General features: G+C 44.5%; 21 protein-coding genes. 7 read left to right on the forward strand and 14 right to left on the reverse strand.

Translation table 11 applies throughout. The features are described from left to right. The first annotated feature begins 10 nt into the window (after nucleotides 1–10). A complete protein-coding gene (locus tag Q0E19_RS02755) occupies nucleotides 11–1,924 on the forward strand; it encodes a fructose-specific PTS transporter subunit EIIC (RefSeq protein WP_294407149.1) in 1,914 nt (637 codons plus the stop codon). A 43-nt stretch (nucleotides 1,925–1,967) separates the two neighbouring features. Continuing rightward, entirely contained in the window at nucleotides 1,968–2,234 is a 267-nt protein-coding gene (locus tag Q0E19_RS02760) for an HPr family phosphocarrier protein (RefSeq protein WP_294407151.1), read from the forward strand. Nucleotides 2,235–2,322: 88 nt separating this feature from the next. Here the strand turns inward: Q0E19_RS02760 and Q0E19_RS02765 are convergent, their stop codons facing one another. Further along, complete coding sequence (locus tag Q0E19_RS02765; RefSeq protein ID WP_294407153.1) at nucleotides 2,323–2,856, reverse strand: DUF3877 family protein; 534 nt, start codon at nucleotides 2,854–2,856, stop codon at nucleotides 2,323–2,325. Nucleotides 2,857–3,055: 199 nt separating this feature from the next. On the opposite strand from Q0E19_RS02765, the gene Q0E19_RS02770 reads away from it, so the two are divergent. From Q0E19_RS02770 to Q0E19_RS02780, 3 genes are read left to right on the forward strand one after another with little or no spacing between them, the layout of a single operon-like run. Next, complete coding sequence (locus tag Q0E19_RS02770) at nucleotides 3,056–3,745, forward strand: DUF6198 family protein (protein ID WP_294407155.1); 690 nt, start codon at nucleotides 3,056–3,058, stop codon at nucleotides 3,743–3,745. Nucleotides 3,746–3,800: 55 nt separating this feature from the next. Continuing rightward, nucleotides 3,801–4,166, forward strand: coding sequence for a sulfite exporter TauE/SafE family protein (locus tag Q0E19_RS02775; RefSeq protein WP_294407156.1), 366 nt, complete (start codon nucleotides 3,801–3,803; stop codon nucleotides 4,164–4,166). A gap of 2 nt (nucleotides 4,167–4,168) precedes the next feature. Continuing rightward, nucleotides 4,169–4,546, forward strand: coding sequence for a sulfite exporter TauE/SafE family protein (locus Q0E19_RS02780; RefSeq protein ID WP_294407158.1), 378 nt, complete (start codon nucleotides 4,169–4,171; stop codon nucleotides 4,544–4,546). Between the two features lie 42 nt (nucleotides 4,547–4,588). On the opposite strand, the gene purD is transcribed toward Q0E19_RS02780, so the two are convergent. The 13 genes from purD to Q0E19_RS02845 all read right to left on the reverse strand — a co-directional run bounded on the left by purD (nucleotide 4,589) and on the right by Q0E19_RS02845 (nucleotide 16,648). Continuing rightward, nucleotides 4,589–5,944, reverse strand: a complete 1,356-nt coding sequence (purD, locus tag Q0E19_RS02785; protein WP_294407161.1) for a phosphoribosylamine--glycine ligase — start codon at nucleotides 5,942–5,944, stop codon at nucleotides 4,589–4,591. 67 nt (nucleotides 5,945–6,011) lie between these two features. Next, nucleotides 6,012–6,707, reverse strand: a complete 696-nt coding sequence (locus Q0E19_RS02790) for a hypothetical protein (RefSeq protein WP_294407163.1) — start codon at nucleotides 6,705–6,707, stop codon at nucleotides 6,012–6,014. A 189-nt stretch (nucleotides 6,708–6,896) separates the two neighbouring features. Next, nucleotides 6,897–7,106: a hypothetical protein gene (locus tag Q0E19_RS02795; protein WP_294407165.1), complete on the reverse strand. Its 210-nt coding sequence runs from the start codon at nucleotides 7,104–7,106 to the stop codon at nucleotides 6,897–6,899. Between the two features lie 6 nt (nucleotides 7,107–7,112). After that, on the reverse strand, nucleotides 7,113–8,294 hold the full coding sequence (locus Q0E19_RS02800) for a phosphoribosylaminoimidazolecarboxamide formyltransferase (RefSeq protein ID WP_294407168.1): 1,182 nt from the start codon (nucleotides 8,292–8,294) through the stop codon (nucleotides 7,113–7,115). A 58-nt stretch (nucleotides 8,295–8,352) separates the two neighbouring features. After that, nucleotides 8,353–9,069, reverse strand: coding sequence for an IMP cyclohydrolase (locus Q0E19_RS02805; RefSeq protein ID WP_294407170.1), 717 nt, complete (start codon nucleotides 9,067–9,069; stop codon nucleotides 8,353–8,355). A gap of 26 nt (nucleotides 9,070–9,095) precedes the next feature. Further along, nucleotides 9,096–9,863: a class I SAM-dependent methyltransferase gene (locus Q0E19_RS02810; protein WP_294407172.1), complete on the reverse strand. Its 768-nt coding sequence runs from the start codon at nucleotides 9,861–9,863 to the stop codon at nucleotides 9,096–9,098. Continuing rightward, entirely contained in the window at nucleotides 9,853–10,485 is a 633-nt protein-coding gene (gene purN, locus Q0E19_RS02815; RefSeq protein ID WP_294407174.1) for a phosphoribosylglycinamide formyltransferase, read from the reverse strand. The genes Q0E19_RS02810 and purN overlap by 11 nt, the downstream gene beginning before the upstream one ends. Nucleotides 10,486–10,727: 242 nt before the next feature. Further along, nucleotides 10,728–11,768, reverse strand: a complete 1,041-nt coding sequence (gene purM, locus Q0E19_RS02820; protein WP_294407176.1) for a phosphoribosylformylglycinamidine cyclo-ligase — start codon at nucleotides 11,766–11,768, stop codon at nucleotides 10,728–10,730. 82 nt (nucleotides 11,769–11,850) lie between these two features. Beyond that, complete coding sequence (gene purF, locus Q0E19_RS02825; RefSeq protein ID WP_294407178.1) at nucleotides 11,851–13,281, reverse strand: amidophosphoribosyltransferase; 1,431 nt, start codon at nucleotides 13,279–13,281, stop codon at nucleotides 11,851–11,853. A 6-nt stretch (nucleotides 13,282–13,287) separates the two neighbouring features. After that, a complete protein-coding gene (locus tag Q0E19_RS02830; RefSeq protein ID WP_294407181.1) occupies nucleotides 13,288–14,709 on the reverse strand; it encodes an amidophosphoribosyltransferase in 1,422 nt (473 codons plus the stop codon). A gap of 3 nt (nucleotides 14,710–14,712) precedes the next feature. Beyond that, nucleotides 14,713–15,429, reverse strand: a complete 717-nt coding sequence (purC, locus tag Q0E19_RS02835) for a phosphoribosylaminoimidazolesuccinocarboxamide synthase (protein WP_294407183.1) — start codon at nucleotides 15,427–15,429, stop codon at nucleotides 14,713–14,715. A gap of 53 nt (nucleotides 15,430–15,482) precedes the next feature. Beyond that, complete coding sequence (gene purE, locus Q0E19_RS02840; RefSeq protein ID WP_294407185.1) at nucleotides 15,483–15,980, reverse strand: 5-(carboxyamino)imidazole ribonucleotide mutase; 498 nt, start codon at nucleotides 15,978–15,980, stop codon at nucleotides 15,483–15,485. A gap of 437 nt (nucleotides 15,981–16,417) precedes the next feature. Continuing rightward, the gene (locus tag Q0E19_RS02845) at nucleotides 16,418–16,648 is read right to left on the reverse strand and encodes a hypothetical protein (RefSeq protein ID WP_294407187.1); all 231 of its coding nucleotides are present in this window, start codon (nucleotides 16,646–16,648) and stop codon (nucleotides 16,418–16,420) included. Nucleotides 16,649–16,900: 252 nt separating this feature from the next. Between Q0E19_RS02845 and rsmA the strand changes: the two genes are divergently transcribed. Both rsmA and Q0E19_RS02855 read left to right on the forward strand, forming a co-directional pair. Beyond that, nucleotides 16,901–17,779 carry a 16S rRNA (adenine(1518)-N(6)/adenine(1519)-N(6))-dimethyltransferase RsmA gene (rsmA, locus tag Q0E19_RS02850; RefSeq protein WP_294407189.1) on the forward strand — a complete coding sequence of 293 codons (879 nt, stop codon included), beginning with the start codon at nucleotides 16,901–16,903 and terminating at the stop codon, nucleotides 17,777–17,779. Between the two features lie 104 nt (nucleotides 17,780–17,883). Continuing rightward, nucleotides 17,884–20,205: a SpoIIE family protein phosphatase gene (locus Q0E19_RS02855; RefSeq protein ID WP_294407192.1), complete on the forward strand. Its 2,322-nt coding sequence runs from the start codon at nucleotides 17,884–17,886 to the stop codon at nucleotides 20,203–20,205. Nucleotides 20,206–20,277 lie beyond the last annotated feature (72 nt).

Consider the following 20,277-nt stretch of genomic DNA (forward strand, 5'->3'; position numbering starts at 1 on the left):
AGGGATATTTATGCGAATTGTTGATTTACTGAAAAAGGACAGTATTCAGCTTGATGCTGCTCCGAAAAATAAAGCCGAAGCGATAGAAATGCTTGTTGACCTTCAGGTCAAGGGCGGAAATATCGCAGACCGAGAGGAATATAAAAAGGGAATACTTGCAAGAGAGAAAATGAGTTCTACCGCTGTCGGTGAGGGTATAGCTATCCCTCATGCAAAAAGCACAGCTGTAAAAGCTCCGTCCCTTGCAGCAATGACAGTTCCAAACGGCGTAGATTATGAGGCTATGGACGATGAGCCGTCAAATCTTCTGTTTATGATAGCTGCTCCAAATAACGGAGATGTTCACCTTGAGGTGCTTTCAAGGCTTATGACTATCCTTATGGACGAGGATTTCAGAGAAAAGCTTATAAATGCAAAGGATAAAGATGAGTTTCTCAAAATAATCGACGATATGGAAAATGAGAAATTCCCTGATGAACCAAAGGAAGGGGTAAAGTCTGACGAGCGTATCAAGGTGCTTGCAGTAACGGCTTGTCCGACCGGTATAGCTCATACCTATATGGCTGCCGAGGCTCTTGAAAAGGCAGGTAAAAAGCTGGGCATAACTATAAAGGTCGAAACCAATGGTTCGGGCGGAGCAAAGAATGTTCTTACCAAGGAAGAGATCGCAGAGTGCGACGGAATAATCGTTGCCGCAGACAAGACAGTTGAAATGTCACGCTTTGACGGCAAAAAGGTAATCCGCACAAAGGTATCTGACGGAATAAAGATTTCGGAAGGGCTTATAAACCGCATCGAGGCAGGCGACGCACCTATCTATCATCATTCGGGTGAGAAAGCCTCCGACAGCGGCTCAGACGGCGAAAGCTTTGGCAGAAAGATGTATAAGCACCTTATGAACGGTGTTTCCAATATGCTGCCGTTCACGGTAGCAGGCGGTATATTTATTGCCCTTGCGTTCCTCATCGACACTATCGCAGGCGCTCCGCAGAACGATAAATTTGGTACTTATACCGCAGCGGCTGCATTCTTCAAGACCATAGGCGGATATGCATTCAACTTTATGATACCTGTGCTTGCAGGTTATATCGGGCTTTCCATTGCAGACAGACCGGGATTTCTGGTAGGTCTGGTCGGCGGATATCTTGCGTCAACAGGTTCGACCTTTGGAAAGCTTACAGGTGATGTGCCGTCAGGATTTCTCGGTGCGCTCCTTGCAGGATTTGTCGGCGGATTTCTTATGTTGGCAGTTGAAAAACTCTGCGACAGAATGCCAAAGGCACTTAACGGCATCAAGCCTGTTCTGATATATCCTCTTGCGGGTCTTGGCATAATAGCTGTTATAATGTGCGCTGTAAACCCGTTCATGGGTATGATAAATACAGGACTTTCAAACTTCCTCGAAAGCATGGGAAGCTCCAGCAAGATAGTCCTCGGCTGTATCCTCGGCGGTATGATGTCCATTGATATGGGCGGACCATTCAACAAGGCAGCGTATGTTTTCGGAACGGCTGCTATCGCATCGGGTAGCTACGACGTTATGGCGGCAGTAATGATAGGCGGAATGGTTCCTCCGATCGCTATTGCACTTTCAACAACATTCTTCAAGTCCAGATGGACAGAGGAAGAGCGCAAGAACGGTCCTGTAAACTACATCATGGGACTCAGCTTTATTACAGAGGGCGCTATCCCATACGCAGCAGCCGATCCGCTCAGAGTTATCCCTGCCTGCCTTATCGGTGCGGCAACAGCTGGCGGACTTTCAATGGCTTTTAACTGCACACTTATGGCTCCTCACGGCGGAATATTCGTTTTCGCAGTAGTAGGAAACTGGCCGCTTTACATTTTGTCACTTGCCATAGGTTCATTTATCGGAATGTTGCTTCTTGCATTGCTCAAGAAGAAGGTTTCAAAGGAAGCATAAATCAATCAAATAAAACTAAATTATTTAAAAGGAGAGATATATTATGGTATCAAAGGTAGTAACAGTGATCAACGAGCAGGGACTTCATATGCGTCCGGCAGGTATTCTCGCAAAGGCAGTAAAGGCACACCCTGACTGCGAAGTAACACTTAACGCAAACGGCAAAACTGTAAAGGCAAAAGCTCCTATGCAGATAATGTCAGCCTGCATGAAGAAAGGCTGCGAGGTAGAGATCGTGTGTGACGGCGCAGACGAGCAGGCAGTTCTTGATGAGATCGCAGGAATGTTCGAGGACGGTTTCGGCGAGTAAAAAGTAAAAATAAAATTTGATCCCCTATAAATGCAAAAGCGGCAGTTCGTTACGGACTGCCGCTTTTGTGCGTATATTAAATAAATGATCATTCTGCGTGGAAAATGCTTTCATAATCCTGACGGGTAAAACGGTGATAGGTTATGCCGCCCAGATCGTCAGCTAAACAGTAGAGAAATTTGTCAGGCTTTTCGTTGCTGAAATATGCGAGAACATCAAATTCATCGTCCTCTGCCTTTTCAATAACTGCACTTTGTGAATGTTTGCGGAAAATATCAATAGCTTTTTCCATTGAGCAGCCATCATTTACTGCTCCGATAAACTCTTTCAGAAAATCACTTGGCTGAACGTTGTTGTGTACATACTCAACTCCCTCAGCGGGTATTGTCACAACATATCTGTCATCTTCAAATATGCATTCAAGTCTGCCGAGATAGTCCGTAACATATCCGTTCACAGCTGAGGTTATCTTTCCGATATCATTTTCACCGCCTACGATAAGCGCCATAGACTGCGGTGTGTAATAAAGCGAAAGCGCATTATCTGTGTACCCAAGTTTAAGCTGTGATTCGGCTATGATATCCGTGATATTTTCTTCAAGCTTTTTTATATTATACTGCATTCCAGCAAGCCTCCTTTAAATAATACTAATTTGATATACTTAGTATGATAGTATAATAACACAATTTTATGAAAATTTCAAGTACATTATGCCTTTTACATTACACAAATATATGTAATGAACTGGAAAAATAATTGATTTTTGTTTTTTCGAGTGATATAATTAAAAGGTAATATTATTTAGACGGAGATGTATTAAAATGAAAGAAACAGAGGTCATCAAGGGAAGAACCTCAAAAAACGAGATACTGAAAAGATATATCCTGCTGGTAATAAGCCTTTTCTTTTCAGCACTTGGAGTGGCGTTCACAAAGCGTGGAGAGCTTGGTGTGTCGCCTATCTCATCGGTCGCAAATGTAATGAGCAGCAAGTTTTCGTCATTGACGCTCGGCAGCTGGCTCATAATCTGGAACTGTGTATTGATACTGGGACAGATACTTTTGCTGCGTAAGAATTTCAAGCTTATACAACTGCTGCAAATACCGCTGTCATTCCTTTTCGGTTACTTTACCGATTTCGGAATGTGGTGTACGTCTTTTATCCCGGTGACAAGATATCCCGTCAGAATAGCAATGATACTTATCGGCATAGTGATACTCGGCTTCGGCGTAGCACTTTCCGTCATTGCCAACGTGATAATGAACTCAGGAGAAGCTTTTGTAAAAGCTGTGTCGGACGTTATCAATAAAAATTTCGGAAATGTAAAAATAGCTTTTGACGTTGCCTGCGTTATCATGTCGGTGGCACTTTCGCTTATATTCTTTGATTTTTCTATTGTCGGCACAAGAGAGGGTACAGTAATATCCGCTCTGCTGACAGGAGTTGTAGTAAAATTCTTCTGCGGAAGACTTAAAACTCCAATAGAAAATGCAATAACCGCAAACGCATAAATCCTCTGCCTTCTGCAAATAATACTGCTAATGGTATTTTGCAGGAGGTATTTTTATGAAGAAACTTAAAGGTTCAGCTCATTCTGCCGTAACAGGCATTATCACAGGGGCTGCAAACGGGTTATTCGGCTCAGGAGGCGGAATGATCGCTGTGCCTATGCTGCAGTCGGGCGGCATGGAAGAAAAAAGCGCTCATGCTACCTCCATAGCCATTACCCTCGCACTTTCGCTTATAAGCAGTGTTACTTACTTTTCCTTTGGAAGTCTTGATATTCAAAGCGCATGGAAGTTTGTGCCTTGCGGACTTGCAGGGGCGGCAGCAGGGGCATTTTTTATGAAAAAGATATCAAACAAGCTGCTGAAAAGAATATTCGGCGCAGTCATGATAGCCGCAGGCATCAGACTGCTTGTACTCAGATAGTTATGAGCTGGGTAACAATATGCGTAGTATCATTCCTCACAGGTGTGTTTGCATCAATGGGGTTAGGTGGAGGAATGGTGCTGATAATGTATCTTACTATCTTTGCGGGAATGCCTCAGCTTCAGGCTCAGGGCATAAACCTTGTTTTTTTTGTCCCCATAGCAGTTCTGAGCCTTGTTCTTCACAGCAGAAATGGCCTTGTGGAATGGAAAAAGGCTTTTTCGGTCATACTTGCAGGAGCGTTTTCTGTGCTTGTATTCAGCTTTGCGGCAAATAAGCTTGATCCGTCATTGCTACGCAAAGGATTTGCCGTATTTCTTATACTGGCAGGCGCAAAAGAAATGTTTTCAAAAGCTGCGTCAAAGCAGACAAAAAAATAAGGCTGTGCATTTTCTGCACAGCCTTTGTTGCTTATTTTAAGATCACTGTCTGAGATAAACTCCGTTTTCCTCAATGTAATCTTCCATATCCTCTTTATATTCAAGCTCCAGTGGGTCGGATGGAACAGCCTTTAAAGCTCTCTGACCGATATCCTTTCTGAAATGCGCTCCCTCAAAGGATATTTTTGATACAGCCTCGTAGGACTTGTCGAGTGCGCCTTGGAGAGTGTATGCATTGCAGGTAACACCGAGTACACGTCCGCCGTTTGTGTAGAACTTTCCGTCTGCATACTTTGTTCCTGCATGGTAAACGAATGCGCCGTCTACCTGTCCCTTGTCGTCCATACCGTTCATTTCAATGCCCTTTTTATAGCTGAGTGGGTATCCGCCGCTTGCCATTACTACACAAGTGCAGTAGCCAGACTTCCAGCCAATGTTTACGTCAGCAAGTCTGTGGTCATAAATAGCCTCGAATATCTCGCAGAGATCTCCGTCCAGCATAGGCAGAACTACCTGTGTTTCAGGGTCGCCAAAACGGCAGTTGTATTCAATTACCTTAGGACCGTTTGGTGTGAGCATAAGTCCGAAATACAGACAGCCCTCAAAAGTTCTTCCCTCTGCATTCATAGCGTTCATTGTCGGCAGGAAGATCTTCTCCATACATTCCTTTGCGATATCCTCTGTGTAATATGGGTTTGGCGCAACAGTTCCCATTCCGCCTGTGTTAAGTCCCTTGTCGCCGTCAAGCGCTCTCTTGTGATCCATTGAAGAGATCATAGGAACGATAGTTTTTCCGTCTGTGAATGAGAGTACAGAAACCTCAGGACCTGTAAGGAATTCCTCAACTACGATAGTTGAGCTGCTTTCGCCGAACTGGTGATCGTCGATCATTGAGTGGATAGCCTTTACAGCCTCCTCCTCGTTTTCAGCAAGGATAACTCCCTTTCCGAGAGCAAGTCCGTCAGCCTTGATTACAGCAGGGTAGGTATTTTCGCTCTTTACATAAGCGATAGCGTCATCACTGTTTGTGAAAACCTCATATTTAGCTGTTGGAATGTTGTATTTTTTCATAAGCTCCTTGGAGAATACCTTAGAGCCTTCGATAATTGCGGCATTCTTCTTAGGTCCGAAAGTCTTGAATCCCTCAGCCTGCAAAGCGTCTACCATACCGAGTACGAGCGGATCGTCAGGAGCGACTGCTACCATATCGACTTTGAGCTTTTTTGCAAGAGCAACAACGCCCTCGATATCTGTTGCGGCAACGTCAAAGCATTCCGCATAGCGTGAGATACCGCCGTTTCCCGGAGTGCAGTAAAGCTTGTCTACCTTAGGGGACTCAGCCAGCTTCATAACGATAGCGTGTTCTCTTCCGCCTCCGCCAACTACTAATATGTTCATAAAATTACCTCCTTGTTGTACATATGACCGTCTGTGGGACAGTCGGAAAATATGCTGTCAGCAGTTTTTATACGATCTTGATAGTGTCAAGAACAGCGCTGAACTCATCCTGCATAGCCTCTGTGCAGGCATCATAAGACATAGGGCAAACGATAAGGAGCTTTGTGTCCTTCTTAGCAAGGATGATCTTCAGATCAAAGTTTACTGATGACTGTGTATAAGTACCTGTTACAACGTAAGCCTCATAGCCGTTGAAAGTTGTTTCCTCTTCATTTGTTACTGTGAAAGCGTCGCCAAGTCCCATAGCCTGAACGAAAGTAGGTGAAAGCTCAGCCAGTGTGTAGTCAGGAAGATCGTCAGCCTCTTCACTGTTTATAATGATAGAGCAGGTGTTTGCTGCATTTTCGATATCTGTACCCTGATAGATCGCAGTAGTGTTGCCGAGAGCGTCCTCTGATACTTTCCACTTTGTTTCGTCAGCTTCAAGTGTGAAGTATTTTCCGGCGCTGAAATCAGATGAGATATCAGTTTCAGCCTCAGATATGTCAGCCTCGATGTCGCTGTCAGCAGCCTTTTCATCATCAGCTGCGCTCTCAACAGGAGCTTCTGTTTCAGCTTCAGTAGTAGTTGTTGTTTCAGCGGCAGTTGTTGTAGTGGTTGTTGTTGCTTCCTCAGCAGCTGAACTTGAATCAGCTGAACCTCCGCAAGCTGAAAGTGACATAACGAGTGATGCTGTTACAGCAGCAATAAGTAACTTTTTCATATTCTCTTCTCCTTAATTTTTATTATTTTGTTCAATTATTTCTGCCTGCACCTTTTTGGAAAATGAGTGCAGTATCAAATTGTAACCACGTTCGCACATATCCTGTATCACTTCATAAGGTACATTTCTGTCTGGGTAAACTGAGTTCCAATGTATCTTGTTCATATAGTACCCCTCGATTATATCGCCTTAATAAAGCTCACGGATATGCATATTAAAATCAGGTTCGGACTTTACGGTTATAAGCGTGTTGTCCGAATCCTCGCCGCAGAATGCGCAGAACATCTTTCCACGCACCATAAATCTTTTCCAGCCCCACTCTTTTTTGAGATCTTGTTCAACTCCGTTATGGGACATAAGAAAATCTTCAAGCTGCGGATAAAATTCAGCTATTTTCATATGTTATCAGTGGTGGAAAAGTCTGATGCCTGTGAATGCCATTGCGATGTTGTACTTGTTGCAGGTCATGATAACATGATCGTCACGGATAGATCCGCCCGGCTCTGCAATGTATGCTACGCCGCTCTTCTTAGCTCTTTCGATATTGTCGCCGAATGGGAAGAAAGCGTCTGAACCGAGGCAAACGTCTGTGTTCTTAGCGATCCATTCCTTCTTTTCCTCAGCAGTAAGGACCTCAGGCTTTATCTTGAACATCTTCTGCCATTCGCCCTCAGCAAGAACGTCCATATATTCATCTGAAATATAAACGTCGATAGTGTTATCTCTGTCAGGACGTCTGATGTTGTCAACGAACTGGAGTCCGAGAACCTTTGGATGCTGTCTGAGCCACCATGTATCAGCCTTGTTTCCTGCAAGTCTTGTGCAGTGTATTCTTGACTGCTGACCAGCACCGATACCGATAGCCTGTCCGTTCTTTACATAGCATACTGAGTTGGACTGTGTGTACTTAAGTGTGATAAGAGCGATAACGAGGTCTTCCTTCTTGTCGTCAGGGATATCCTTGTTGTCTGTTACGATATTTGCAAGCATATCATTGTCGATCTTGAGTTCATTTCTGCCCTGCTCGAAAGTAACGCCGAAAACCTGCTTTCTTTCGATCTCGGCAGGAACATAGTTCTCGTCGATCTTTATGATGTTGTATGTGCCTTTTCTCTTTGACTTGAGTATCTCAAGAGCTTCGTCTGTGTAAGAAGGTGCGATGATACCGTCGGAAACCTCTCTCTGTATCATCTTTGCTGTGCAAGCGTCACACTCGTCTGAAAGTGCGATGAAGTCACCGTATGAGGACATTCTGTCTGCACCTCTTGCTCTTGCATAAGCGCAAGCCATAGGCGAAAGCTCGCCGAGATCATCAACGAAGTAGATCTTAGCTTCTGTTTCTGTGAGCGGTCTGCCGATAGCAGCTCCGGCAGGTGAAACGTGCTTGAAAGAAGTTGCAGCGCACATACCTGTTGCTCTTTTAAGCTCTCTTACTAGCTGCCAGCCGTTGAAAGCGTCCAGAAGATTTATGTAACCGGGCTTGCCGTTGAGAACTTCGATAGGAAGATCCTTGCCCTCCTCCATAAACACTCTTGAAGGCTTCTGATTAGGGTTGCAGCCATACTTTAAAAGCATTTCATTTGCCATATTATTTCCTCCGTGAAAAATTATTTTTTGATTTTTATTATTTGTTCAGCTTATGAGATCACTTGCTGTACTTGTTTACGATCTTTGAAACAGCCTTGCCGCTTGCGATATCAATGTATCTTACGAACAGTGATACCTTATTATCCTCGTTAAGAGCGTCCCAGAGCTTAGCGGTAAACTCATCAATGTCATTCGGAACACTGATCTTCTTAGGCTCGCCTTCAAAGCTTGGCAGAGGGTTTCCGTCGCCCATATATGTGTGGATAAAGTGACCAACACCGTCGAGAGGATCAGTATATGTGAAAGTAAATCTTTCGCAGCAGTCAGGGTTGCCGTCAGCTGATTTCAGTATGCTCATAGCGTAGTTGTACTTGCCGTTCTCAACGTGCATGATACCTGAAATTCTAGGGGTGTAGTTAGGAGCGTCGTCCTCATACTCTCTTGTTCTGAGTGACTGTTCAAAAGTCTGCTGCTTGTCCATAAGCTCGTAGATAGTGTCGGTCTGATCGCCGTTTGTAACGATAGTCTTGTTGCCAAGGACACGGACAGGGGAGTATATGATAAGGTGCGGATCTGAAAGCTTGCTCGGATCTGCAGCCTCGGTCTTTATGCCGTCCTCAGTTTCTGTGAAAACTCTGTTTCTTGAGTTCACGCTTCTGCCCATAATGAAATAAGCTGTAACTGCGCTTTTTCCGTCAGCAGACTTGCCTATAACAATGCCTCTGCCCGGATAAGAGTTGCTTTTAAGCTCTTCATAGATATCAAGTGTTTTCATATATTTGTCCTCCTGTGTAATATACTTTATACGCTGCCAATGTAACATTCGGTCACATTGGGGACGGTTATCTTACCGTCTGCGGAGTGTTTATCAAAAAGCATTTTAAGCTCTTTTACATACGGCTCATAGTTTTCGTCAGACTCTTTAGGGGAGTATGAGCGTGAAAGCCTGTTGCCTATAAATCCCTGCATATCATACCGCAGGTCATTTCTGAATATCATGGTATCAAACTCTGTAAAAAAGTTTCTCAGCACCTCGCTGCTTTTGTTAAGCGGAGTGTTAAGACCTTTTCTTGTACGGAAATCCTCGCAGTATCTGCTGCTGATATCATTGATCTGTGAAACAAGCTCAGAGCCGTTTTCAATAGTGTTCCACAGCAGCATTACTTTGCCGTCCGGCTTTAGAATACGTCTGCATTCGTCCCTGAACTTTTCAGCGTCGAACCAGTGAAAAGCCTGCGCCGCCGTAACAAGATCAACGCTGTTTTCGGCAAGCATAGTATCTTCCGCAGGTGATCTTACAAATGTGACTTTTTCATAATTGCACAGATTTTCAGCCGCTTTCATCAGCATATCCGTATTGGGTTCAACGCATATGATATTGCAGCCGAGATAGCAAAGGCACTTTGTAAATATCCCCGTGCCTGCTCCGATGTCTGCGATAGTTGAGCGTGGATCGGTAATAAAAGTGCTGATATATTCAGTTATCTTTTTCGGATATGCAGGGCGGTATTTGGCATAAATATCCGCCTTGCACGAAAATTTTTCTGTGCTGGTTGTATCAGTCTTCATAGTCAACGTAAGCTTTGCCGTCTTTTATCGTTATCCTGTCCTCGCAGAAAAGTGAAACAGCCTTTGGCAGCAGCTTCCATTCAACGTTCTCCATTATCTTCTTCTGAAGGGTTTCAGGAGTTTCATCATTTGCAACGTCAACTGCGCCCTGAAGAATGATAGCGCCTGCGTCAGCCTCTTCGTTTACAAAATGTATAGTCGCACCTGATACCTTTACTCCGTATTCAAGCGCCTTTTCGTGGACTTTAAGTCCGTAAAAGCCTTCGCCGCAGAATGATGGGATAAGGGCAGGGTGAACGTTTATTATCCTGTAAGGATAAGCCTTTGTAACACATTCGTCAAGGATTATCATAAATCCTGCCAGAACGATAAGGTCAGCTTCCTGCTTTTTCAGCTCGGCAAGTATAGCCTCGCTGTAAACCTTGCTGTCTGCATATTCCTTTCTTGGGATAACAACAGTATCTATGCCTGCATTTTTAGCTCTTTCAAGAGCGTAAGCGCCCTCCTTTGAGGATATTACGCAGGTTATCTTACCGTTTTTTATTGCACCGCTTTTTTCAGCGTCGATAAGCGCCTGCAGGTTTGTTCCGCCGCCCGAAACAAGAACGCATATTTTTTTCATAAATTATCTTCCTCTTGATCTCAGCCTTTTTGGCATTAAATCAGCCAAAGGTCGGTCTTAGCCGATACAGCACAAGTATCGAAACATATTGTGCCGAGTGCGAATGATAATACATTAATAAATACATTTGTCCGCTTTGTGTAAAAACTATACAAAGCGGATCAAAGTAAATTTCAGCAATACTATACAGCTGACCTTATAAGCGGATATACCGCCGCTGTCTGCCGTATCTGTACCAGTTTTTAGCAGATGATAACACCCATATCAGAGTCAACCAGTTCGCCGAGAACATAAGCCTCTTCGCCTGCTGCCTTGATAGCCTCAACAGCCTTGTCAGCGTCAGCCTTGTCAACAACAACGGTCATACCAACGCCCATGTTGAATGTGTTGAACATATCTCTCTCAGGGATATTGCCTGTCTTTGCGAGTACGTCGAAAATAGGAAGTACCTGAACATCGCTCCTTGCGATCTTTACGGAAAGTCCCTTTGGAAGTGAACGTGGGATATTCTCATAGAATCCGCCGCCTGTGATGTGTGAGATAGCCTTTACCTTAACTGCGTCAAGCAGGCTCATAACTGCCTTAACATAGATCTTAGTAGGTGTGAGGAGTGTTTCGCCAAGTGTTGCGCCCAGCTCGTCATAGTGAACGCTGAGGTTCTTTTCGTTTACGTCGAAAACCTTTCTTACGAGTGAGAAACCGTTTGAGTGTACGCCGCTTGACTTGATAGCGATCATAACATCTCCTGCTTTCTGAGTGTCAGGCTGGAGGATCTTGTCCTTGTCAACAACGCCTACCGAGAAACCGGCAAGATCATATTCGTCAACAGGATAGAAACCAGGCATTTCTGCTGTTTCTCCTCCGATAAGTGCGCATCCGGACTGTACGCAGCCTTCTGCAACGCCTGAAACGATCTGAGCTATCTTTTCAGGATAATTCTTGCCGACTGCAATGTAGTCGAGGAAGAACTGCGGCTTTGCTCCGCAGCAGATAATGTCGTTTACGCACATTGCAACGCAGTCGATACCTACTGTATCATGCTTGTCAAGGAGGAAAGCGATCTTGAGCTTTGTGCCTACGCCGTCTGTACCTGATACGAGAACAGGCTTTGTGATACCTGTCATATCAAGCTCGAAAAGTCCTCCGAAGCCTCCGATGCCGCTGAGAACTCCGCTTGTGGTAGTTCTTGCAACATACTGCTTCATAAGCTCCACAGCCTTGTAGCCTGCGGTAACGTCTACTCCTGCTTCCTTATAGCTGTTAGAAAAGCTGTTTGTATTCATGGTCTTGTCCTTTCGTTTTTGATTTATATTTTCTTCATTTTCTTACTTTTTCATATTCCCCATAGGATAAATCAGTCAAAAATTATTTTGACGCATTTTCAGATATCTTGCTCTCAAACTTGTCCTTAGGCATTTCCTTTGGAACTTCTATCGGATATTTTTCAGTAAAGCAACCGACGCAGAAATCACAGTCGGAGTTTCCTGCCAGCCTTTTAACGCTTTCAACTGAAAGGTATCCCAAGCTGTCTGCACCGATATATTCGCATATTTCCTTATTGGTCATTTTGCAGGCAATAAGGTTTTCCTTGCTGTCGATATCCGTTCCGAAATAGCATGGTGCAATGAACGCAGGTGAAGATATCCTTACATGGACTTCCTTTGCTCCTGCATCTCTGAGCAGCTTTACTATTCTTCCTGAAGTCGTACCTCTTACGATACTGTCGTCGATCATAACGACTCTTTTGCCCTTGACGGTGTTTGAGATAGCATTCAGCTTTATCTTTACTGAATTTGTTCTTTCCGTCTGTGAAGGCTGGATAAATGTTCTGCCGATGTATCTGTTCTTTATGAATCCGATACCGTAAGGTATTCCGCTTTCAAGAGAAAATCCCAGTGCAGCGTCAAGTCCCGAATCGGGAACGCCTATGACGATATCTGCGTCAACAGGGTGTTCTCTCCAAAGATACTTTCCGGCTCTCAGTCTTGCCATATGTACGCTCGACCCCTCGATGACCGAGTCAGGTCTTGCGAAATATACATATTCAAATACGCATATCGTACCCTTGCTTCCGCAGTGGGTAGTGATAGAGTTCACGCCGTTTTTGTCGATAACAACGATCTCTCCCGGTTTGATATCTCTGATGAACTCAGCACCGATGCTGTCAAAGGCGCAGGTCTCAGATGAAACCACATATCCGCCGTCTACCTTACCAAGGCTGAGAGGTCTGAATCCGTTAGGATCTCTCGCAGCAATAAGCTTTGTGGGTGACATTACAAGCAGGGAATATGCTCCCTTTATCCTGTACATTGCCCTTTCAACGGCAGTCTGTATAGACGGTGCGTTTAATCTTTCCTCGGTTACAGTATAAGAAATAACCTCGGTATCGTTGGTTGTGTGGAAGATCATGCCCTTGTTTTCAAACTGTTCTCTCAGCTCTCTTGCGTTTGTAAGATTGCCGTTATGTGAGATAGCCATAGGGCCTTTGATGTGTCTTACAACGAGCGGCTGCGCATTTGCAGCGACGCTGTTGCCTGTTGTTGAATATCTTACGTGTCCGATTGCGATGTTGCCCTGTCCCAGCGAAGCCAGAGTGTCCTTGTCAAAAACCTTGTTGACAAGTCCCAGAGCCTTGTGATACTTGAAAACTCCGTCGTCATTTACGACTATTCCGCAGCTTTCCTGTCCTCTGTGCTGCAGTGCATAAAGTGAAACATATGTCTGTGCAGCCACATCGCTTGTTTTGTCTGTGTAAATACCGAATACTCCGCATTCTTCATGGAGTCCTGTAACCAAGTGAAATCATTCCCTTCCGCTCCAGCAGTATGAGCAAAGCTGACATTCAGGCTTTCCGACAGCCCTTACCGTACCCTCCAGTGACTGGAATTCGAGTGATGTCAGTTTAAGTCTGCGGCATATCTCATCTCTGAGAAGCTTGCCTCGCTCAGTGTTGGAATTGCTGTATTCATCAATATATTTGATGCCCTCGATGCCTTCATTTTCATCGATGATCTGTCTTGCAATAAGCTCCAGCTCTGAGCGGCTGGAAGAGAAGTTGAGGTATTTGCAGCCGTACATTATCGGAGGACAGGCTGATCTCATGTGTACCTCTTTCGCTCCGTTCTCATAAAGAAACTCAACGGTTTCTCTCATCTGAGTACCTCTTACGATACTGTCGTCAACGAACAGCAGCTTTTTGCCCTCGATAAGCTCGTGAACAGGGATAAGCTTCATTTTAGCCACCTTGTTTCTCATGGACTGGTTAGTCGGCATAAAGCTTCTCGGCCATGTAGGAGTGTACTTTATAAAAGGTCTTGCGAACGGGATGCCGCTTTTGTTAGCGTAGCCTATTGCGTGTGGTATTCCCGAATCCGGCACACCGCAGACGTAGTCAACGTCAGGAAGTCTGCCGTTCTTTATATCAGTTTCAGCCATGATCTCGCCGTTTCTGGTTCTCATAGCCTCAACGTTCACACCCTCGTAACAGGCATTGGGATAGCCGTAATATGTCCAAAGAAATGTACAGATCCTCATATCGTCCGTACCCTCTGCAAGTATCTCGTAGCCGTCCTTTGTAAGCTTAGTTATCTCGCCCGCCTTTAACTCATGGCAGGTGTCATAGCCAAGCTTCTGATATGCGAATGACTCGAAAGAGAAGCAGTAGCCGTCGGAGCGCTTGCCGATGATGATCGGAAGTCTTCCGAACTTGTCCCTTGCGCAGATGATCGAATCCTCGGTCATTATAACAAGCGACATTGTACCCTCTATCTTATCCTGAGCATATCTTATGCCCTCTGTAAAGGTGTCTTTCTGTGCGATGAGCGCACCTATGAGTCCTGCGGAATTGATCGCACCGCTGCTCATAGTTTCAAAGTTTGCGCAGCCTTTTTCAAGAAGTTCCTGAGAAAGCTGCTCGGCATTTCTGATTATGCCTATGGAACAGACCGCATAAAGTCCGAGTTTTGAACGGACCATTATCGGCTGAGGATCCGTATCGCTTATGCAGCCGATACAGATCGTTCCTCTCATTTTTTCAACGTCTTTTTCAAATTTAGTTCTGAATGGTGAATTTTCAATGCTGTGTATATTTCTCTGAAAGCCAAGTTCAGGCGAGAATGAAGTCATTCCGCCTCTTCTTGTGCCGAGGTGGGAGTGGTAGTCGGTTCCGAAAAAAACATCCTGTATGCAATCGTTAGATGAAACTGCTCCGAAAAATCCTCCCATAAATTACTCTCCCATTACTCTCTTTATCATTTCCTGATATGCTTCTTCAACGCCGCCCATATCTCTGCGGAATCTGTCCTTGTCAAGCTTTTCGTGTGTCTTTGAATCCCAGAAACGGCAGGTGTCAGGTGAGATCTCGTCTGCAAGGATTATCTGATCGTGGAATCTGCCGAACTCGATCTTGAAGTCGATGAGGTCGATGCCGATGTTCTTGAAGAATCCGAGCATGAACTCATTTACCTTGAAAGCGTACTTTGTGATATCCTCGATCTCCTTTTCAGTAGCAAGGTCAAGACCAAGTGCATAGTACTTATTGATGAATGGGTCGCCGAGATCGTCGTTCTTATAGCTGAATTCAAGTGTAGGCTGCTTGAGCGGAGTACCCTCAGCGATGCCGAGCTTCTTTGAAAAGCTGCCTGCTGCAACGTTTCTTACGATAACTTCGAGAGGAACGATCTCTACCTTCTTAACGATAGTTTCTCTGTCAGAAATTTCTTCAACGAGGTGAGTAGGAACGCCCTCTTTTTCGAGGAGCTTGAACATATAGTTTGTCATCTTGTTGTTGATAACGCCCTTGCCTGCGATAGTACCCTTCTTTTCGCCGTTGAAAGCGGTAGCATCGTCCTTGTAATCTACGATAACGAGATCAGGATCGTTTGTAGCGTATACCTTCTTAGCCTTGCCCTCATAGAGCTGTTCTGTCTTTACGATGTTTTCCATAATGATATCCTCCGTTTTTAATATATTATCAATAATGTCATTTGATAGCTTTATCAGATCTCTTTAAGAGTTTCCTGCAGCTTTTTATCCTTTGCAACAACGCCGTCGATCATATCCTGCTTAGCCTTTTCAAGCTGTGAAGCAAGTCCGTCATCTGAAAGCGCAAGCATCTGGATCGCAAGTATAGCCGCATTCTTTGCGCCGTCGATAGCAACAGTAGCAACAGGTATGCCGCTCGGCATCTGAACGGTAGCGAGAAGTGCGTCAAGTCCGTCAAGGTTAGACGACTTGCATGGTATGCCTATAACAGGCAGAGTTGTGTGACCCGCGATAACGCCCGCAAGGTGAGCAGCCATTCCGGCAGCGCAGATGATAACGCCAAAACCGTTAGCCTTTGCGTTAGCGGCAAATCCACAAGCCAGCTGAGGTGTTCTGTGGGCGGACATAACGTGACATTCATAAGGCACTCCGTAAGCCTTAAGCTCGTCAACAGCCTTTTTAACAACCGGCAGATCGCTGTCTGAACCCATTATTACAGCAACTTTTTTCAATGAAATCCCTCCTATAAACAACAAAAAACTGCAACAAACCCGTTGCAGTTTTAACCAATGTTATACAAAAAAATACAATTTGAGTGCAGAGCGCTAAGACGGTATCCGAGAAGACCCAGAGATCCGCTGAATGAATATGAAGATAAAGAAAGCGCCGTAAAACTTCTTTCATTTTTGATCATATAATTCTCCCGCTTTGACGGCTGCGCCGCACAGATTATAAGCGACTCCGACTTTTTACCCGAATTTTTCAAAAGCGGGCAGGGAATCCTTACATTAATATTGTACAATATAATCAGCGGAATTTCAACACTTTTTAATATAAAATTTATTATGATTAATATTGAATTTATTGTGAAAATTAACTATGCAGCATTTCACATAGGAGTGCTGTACTGTAAAGAATGTCGGCACTCTCTGAAAATGCGGTATATGCGTTATCTGAAGCTTGTGTTGTGTGGCATTTCGCCGTGTGCAAGCATATCCGTAAGCTCGCTCATCTCACGTCTGCTGCGTACATTTTTTGATGCGTTTATGACATTCTGCTTGTCGGCAGAGTTAAGCTTTGCAAAGTAGTCAAAAGCGAGGGGATTCTGAGCCATAGCCATTGAAAGTCCGAGAGGGAGGCTCTGTCCCTCAGAATAATTCTTCTTGTCTGAAATGTTCATTTATATCAGCTCCCATAAAAAATTTCCCGGGAAATATCCCGATACCGCTATTTTTCCCTGTCAAAAAGTTCTTTATACTTGGAAAATATTTCGGAAATTGTTTTAATTAAAAGTTGGCTGTGCTTGACATTTTAAACATTTGTTAAAAATGCCGTAAAAGTGGTGAAATCGTATTGACAGAATCATTTTTAAATGTTAAAATATTATTGACTATTTTTTATGTAAATCTCAATTTTTAAGGACGGTGTGCAGATGGATAATCTGTCGAATATTGGTGTTATCAAGGACGTTCTGGAGCGGCATAATTTCACATTTTCAAAGGCTCTGGGACAGAATTTTCTTATAAATCCTTCAGTATGCCCGAAAATAGCCGAAATGGGCAATGCGAAAAAAGGCTTCGGCGTAATAGAGATAGGCACAGGCATAGGCGTTCTGACCAATGAGCTGGCTAAAAGAGCGGACAAGGTCGTGGCTATCGAGATAGATGACAGGCTGCTGCCTGTTCTTGAAGAAACTCTTGCTGAATATGATAATGTAAAGGTAATAAATGCAGACGTTATGAAAACCGATCTTCATAAGATAATTGATGAAGAGTTTAAAGGTCTTGACGTGGCGGTCTGCGCAAATTTACCATACTATATAACCTCGCCTATACTTATGATGCTCCTTGAAGAGCGTCTGCCTATAAAATCTGTAACTGTAATGGTGCAGAAAGAGGCTGCCGCAAGGCTGTGCGCTCCTATGGGTACAAGAGATATGGGTGCGGTAACGGTGGCGGTGAACTATTTCTCCACACCTAAAATACTTTTTAACGTTTCAAGGGGCAGTTTTATGCCTTCACCGAACGTTGACAGCTGCGTAATGCGTTTTGATATAAATGAGAAAACTCCTGAAGGAGTTACAGATGAAAAATTCTTTTTCAGAGTTGCAAGGGGAGCGTTCTCGCAGCGCAGAAAAACGCTTGCCAACTCGGTTTCATCGTCAATGAAAATCGATAAGGCGTACGTGCTTGAGGCCATCTCAAAAAGCGGTCTGAAAGCAGATGTAAGACCTGAAAAGCTTTCTATGGAGGAGCTTATATCATTCTCTGAAAATCTGCTCTCTGCTGTGAACTCAAAAGGTCAGCAATAAGGCTCTTTTCGGGACAGCTGTGCTTTGATGCGACATTTTTCACATACCGATAATGTTAGAATATATTTGTTTTAATTATTATCAATATCAAGGATGTGGTAAATGTGTCGGCTAATCTCAAAGACGATCTCAGGGACGGTAAAAAATCAGTATTTAAGCGAAAGTCAGCACAAGGGCATAAGCATAAGGCTCTTGAAAGACTTTTGGGGATATTCGCAAGTGCGGCTGCGGCTTTTGTAACAGGGCTTGCAACTGTGCTGGGATTTCCGTCATATATGTGTGTGGCTGTGGCTGCGCTTTCGGGGAACTTCATAATCCCTGCTTTTATCGGTGCAGCTCTTGCCTTTGTTTTCAAAGGTTCTTTTGAGGGCGGGATAATCCAGCTTTGTTCCATACTTGTCATAGCGGCGCTCAGAGCGGTCAATCCCCTTGGAGAGCATAGGGACGAGCCGATGTATATGGCGCTAATGACTGCCGGATCGCTCATGCTTTTCGGCTGTGTGATGTCGGCGGCTGTTCCGTCAGATGTGTATACCGCTTCAATGCGTATGATAAATTCGCTGCTCTGCGGCTGTGTCGTTTTTATAGCAAGAACGATCTACGTCAGCAGGAGCAGAAAAGGCGTTTATGACCTTACGGGAATAAACGGCGTATTCATTTCTATTATTTACATAATGCTTATTTCGTCGCTTTCGTCGGTGTCGGCATTTTCTTTCAATGCAGGCCGCATATTCGGAGTTTTTATCCTTTTGCAGGCTGTGAGAAAATACCGTGGACTTGGCGGAGCGGTCATCGGAGCGCTTACCGCCTGCGGAGTGCTGATATGCGAGCCTGAGCTTTCAAGAAATACGCTCCTGCTTGCGGCATCTGGACTTATCTGCGGAGCGTTCATTCAGTTCGGCACACTGCTGACTGTACTTGTTTTTCTGGCAGCGTCGCTTCTCAGTCTTGTTGCTGTGGGAGTGAATGGAGATACATACTGTATGTTTGCTGATCTTGTGACAGGTTCGGCTCTGTTTATTGCAGTGCCTGTACAGGTCATAAAGAAATTCGGCAAGAAGATATCAGGATTCAGAAGTTCACTTGATATAGTGGGACAGACTACCTCTTCAAGGCTTGCTCTTGCAGGGGATACGCTGGGCGGCATACGTCATCAGCTTGAAATGGTGACGAATGCAATGGATAAACGCTGTGCGGCAAGATCTGTTGCAGATGATGTGAAAAGATGCGTCTGCAATGAATGTTCAGCCTGCGATTTCTGTTTTGGAAAGTCAGATATGGGCGGCAGAGCGTTTTTCAGATTTGAACAGCTGTGTACAGTCCACGGCGGCATTGATCCTCAGCAGGTGAGGCAGGAGCTTAAATGCTGTGCAAAGCCTGAGACAGTGGCGGCGGCTTTCACCGATCTTTACGCAAGACTTGTGGAGGAAAAATCCGAAAATATCCGAATGAGGGAGCTGAGAGGATTTCTCAATGAACAGCTTTCTTCCATGGAGGATATACTGAACGATCTTTCTTTCCGCTCATCTCAGGTGAGGAACATAGACCCTGCGCTGTCGGCAAAACTAAAGGATTATTTTGCTTCTGTTGGTTCAAGAGGAGCAAAAGCCTGCGTTTATGTAGACGAAAATCTTTGCAGACGTGCCGATGTCTTTGTAACTTCAGGGTTCAGCGGTGATATTGTCAGGATAACGGCGGCGGTATCTTCGATACTCGACTGCGATATGGGTATGCCTGACGTGCTTAGCCATGACGGACTGACAAGGATATCTTTTGCGGAACTTGCGTCATACACCGTCACAACTGCCAGCTTTACAGCCTCGGCAGGAGAGGAATACTCTGGTGACAGTTTTGATGTATTCGATCTCAACGGCAGCGAAAAATATATCCTGCTGTCAGACGGAATGGGTACAGGCAAACGTGCAAGGCTGGATTCTGTATTCACAGTGAGTCTTGCAAAAAAGCTTATCTGTTCGGGCATCTCAATGAGTACAGCTCACAGGCTTATAAATTCTATGCTCAGGGTCAAAGGCTGGGAGGAATCCTTTGCCACTATGGACCTTATGAAGATAGACCTTAACGGCGCTTGTGCAAAGCTGCTGAAATCGGGAGCAGTTCAGAGCAGATTATGCCGTGACGGAAGCGTCAGCCGCATAGGCGGTCAGGCTTATCCGGCAGGAATATTGCCCGACTGCATACCGAATGTAACCGAGATAAAGCTTTTTGACGGCGATATGATCGTTATGACTTCTGACGGAGCTGATGATGAAACCGCCGACGAAATAGCTATGATAGCCGCAGAAAACAGCGGTGAGGATCTTGAAAAGCTTGTCAGAAAAATGGGCGAAACTGCCCTGTATAACAGCAAAAACAAGGACGATCTTACCATTATTGCCGCAAGAATAACGGCAGGCTGTGATGAATAAAAGCTATTAATATATTTAATTAATATATTAACTGAAATATGCATATTGCATAAAATATACGGTTTAAATATG

The sequence above is a fragment of the uncultured Ruminococcus sp. genome (assembly GCF_934476685.1).
GTDB lineage: Bacteria > Bacillota > Clostridia > Oscillospirales > Ruminococcaceae > Hominimerdicola.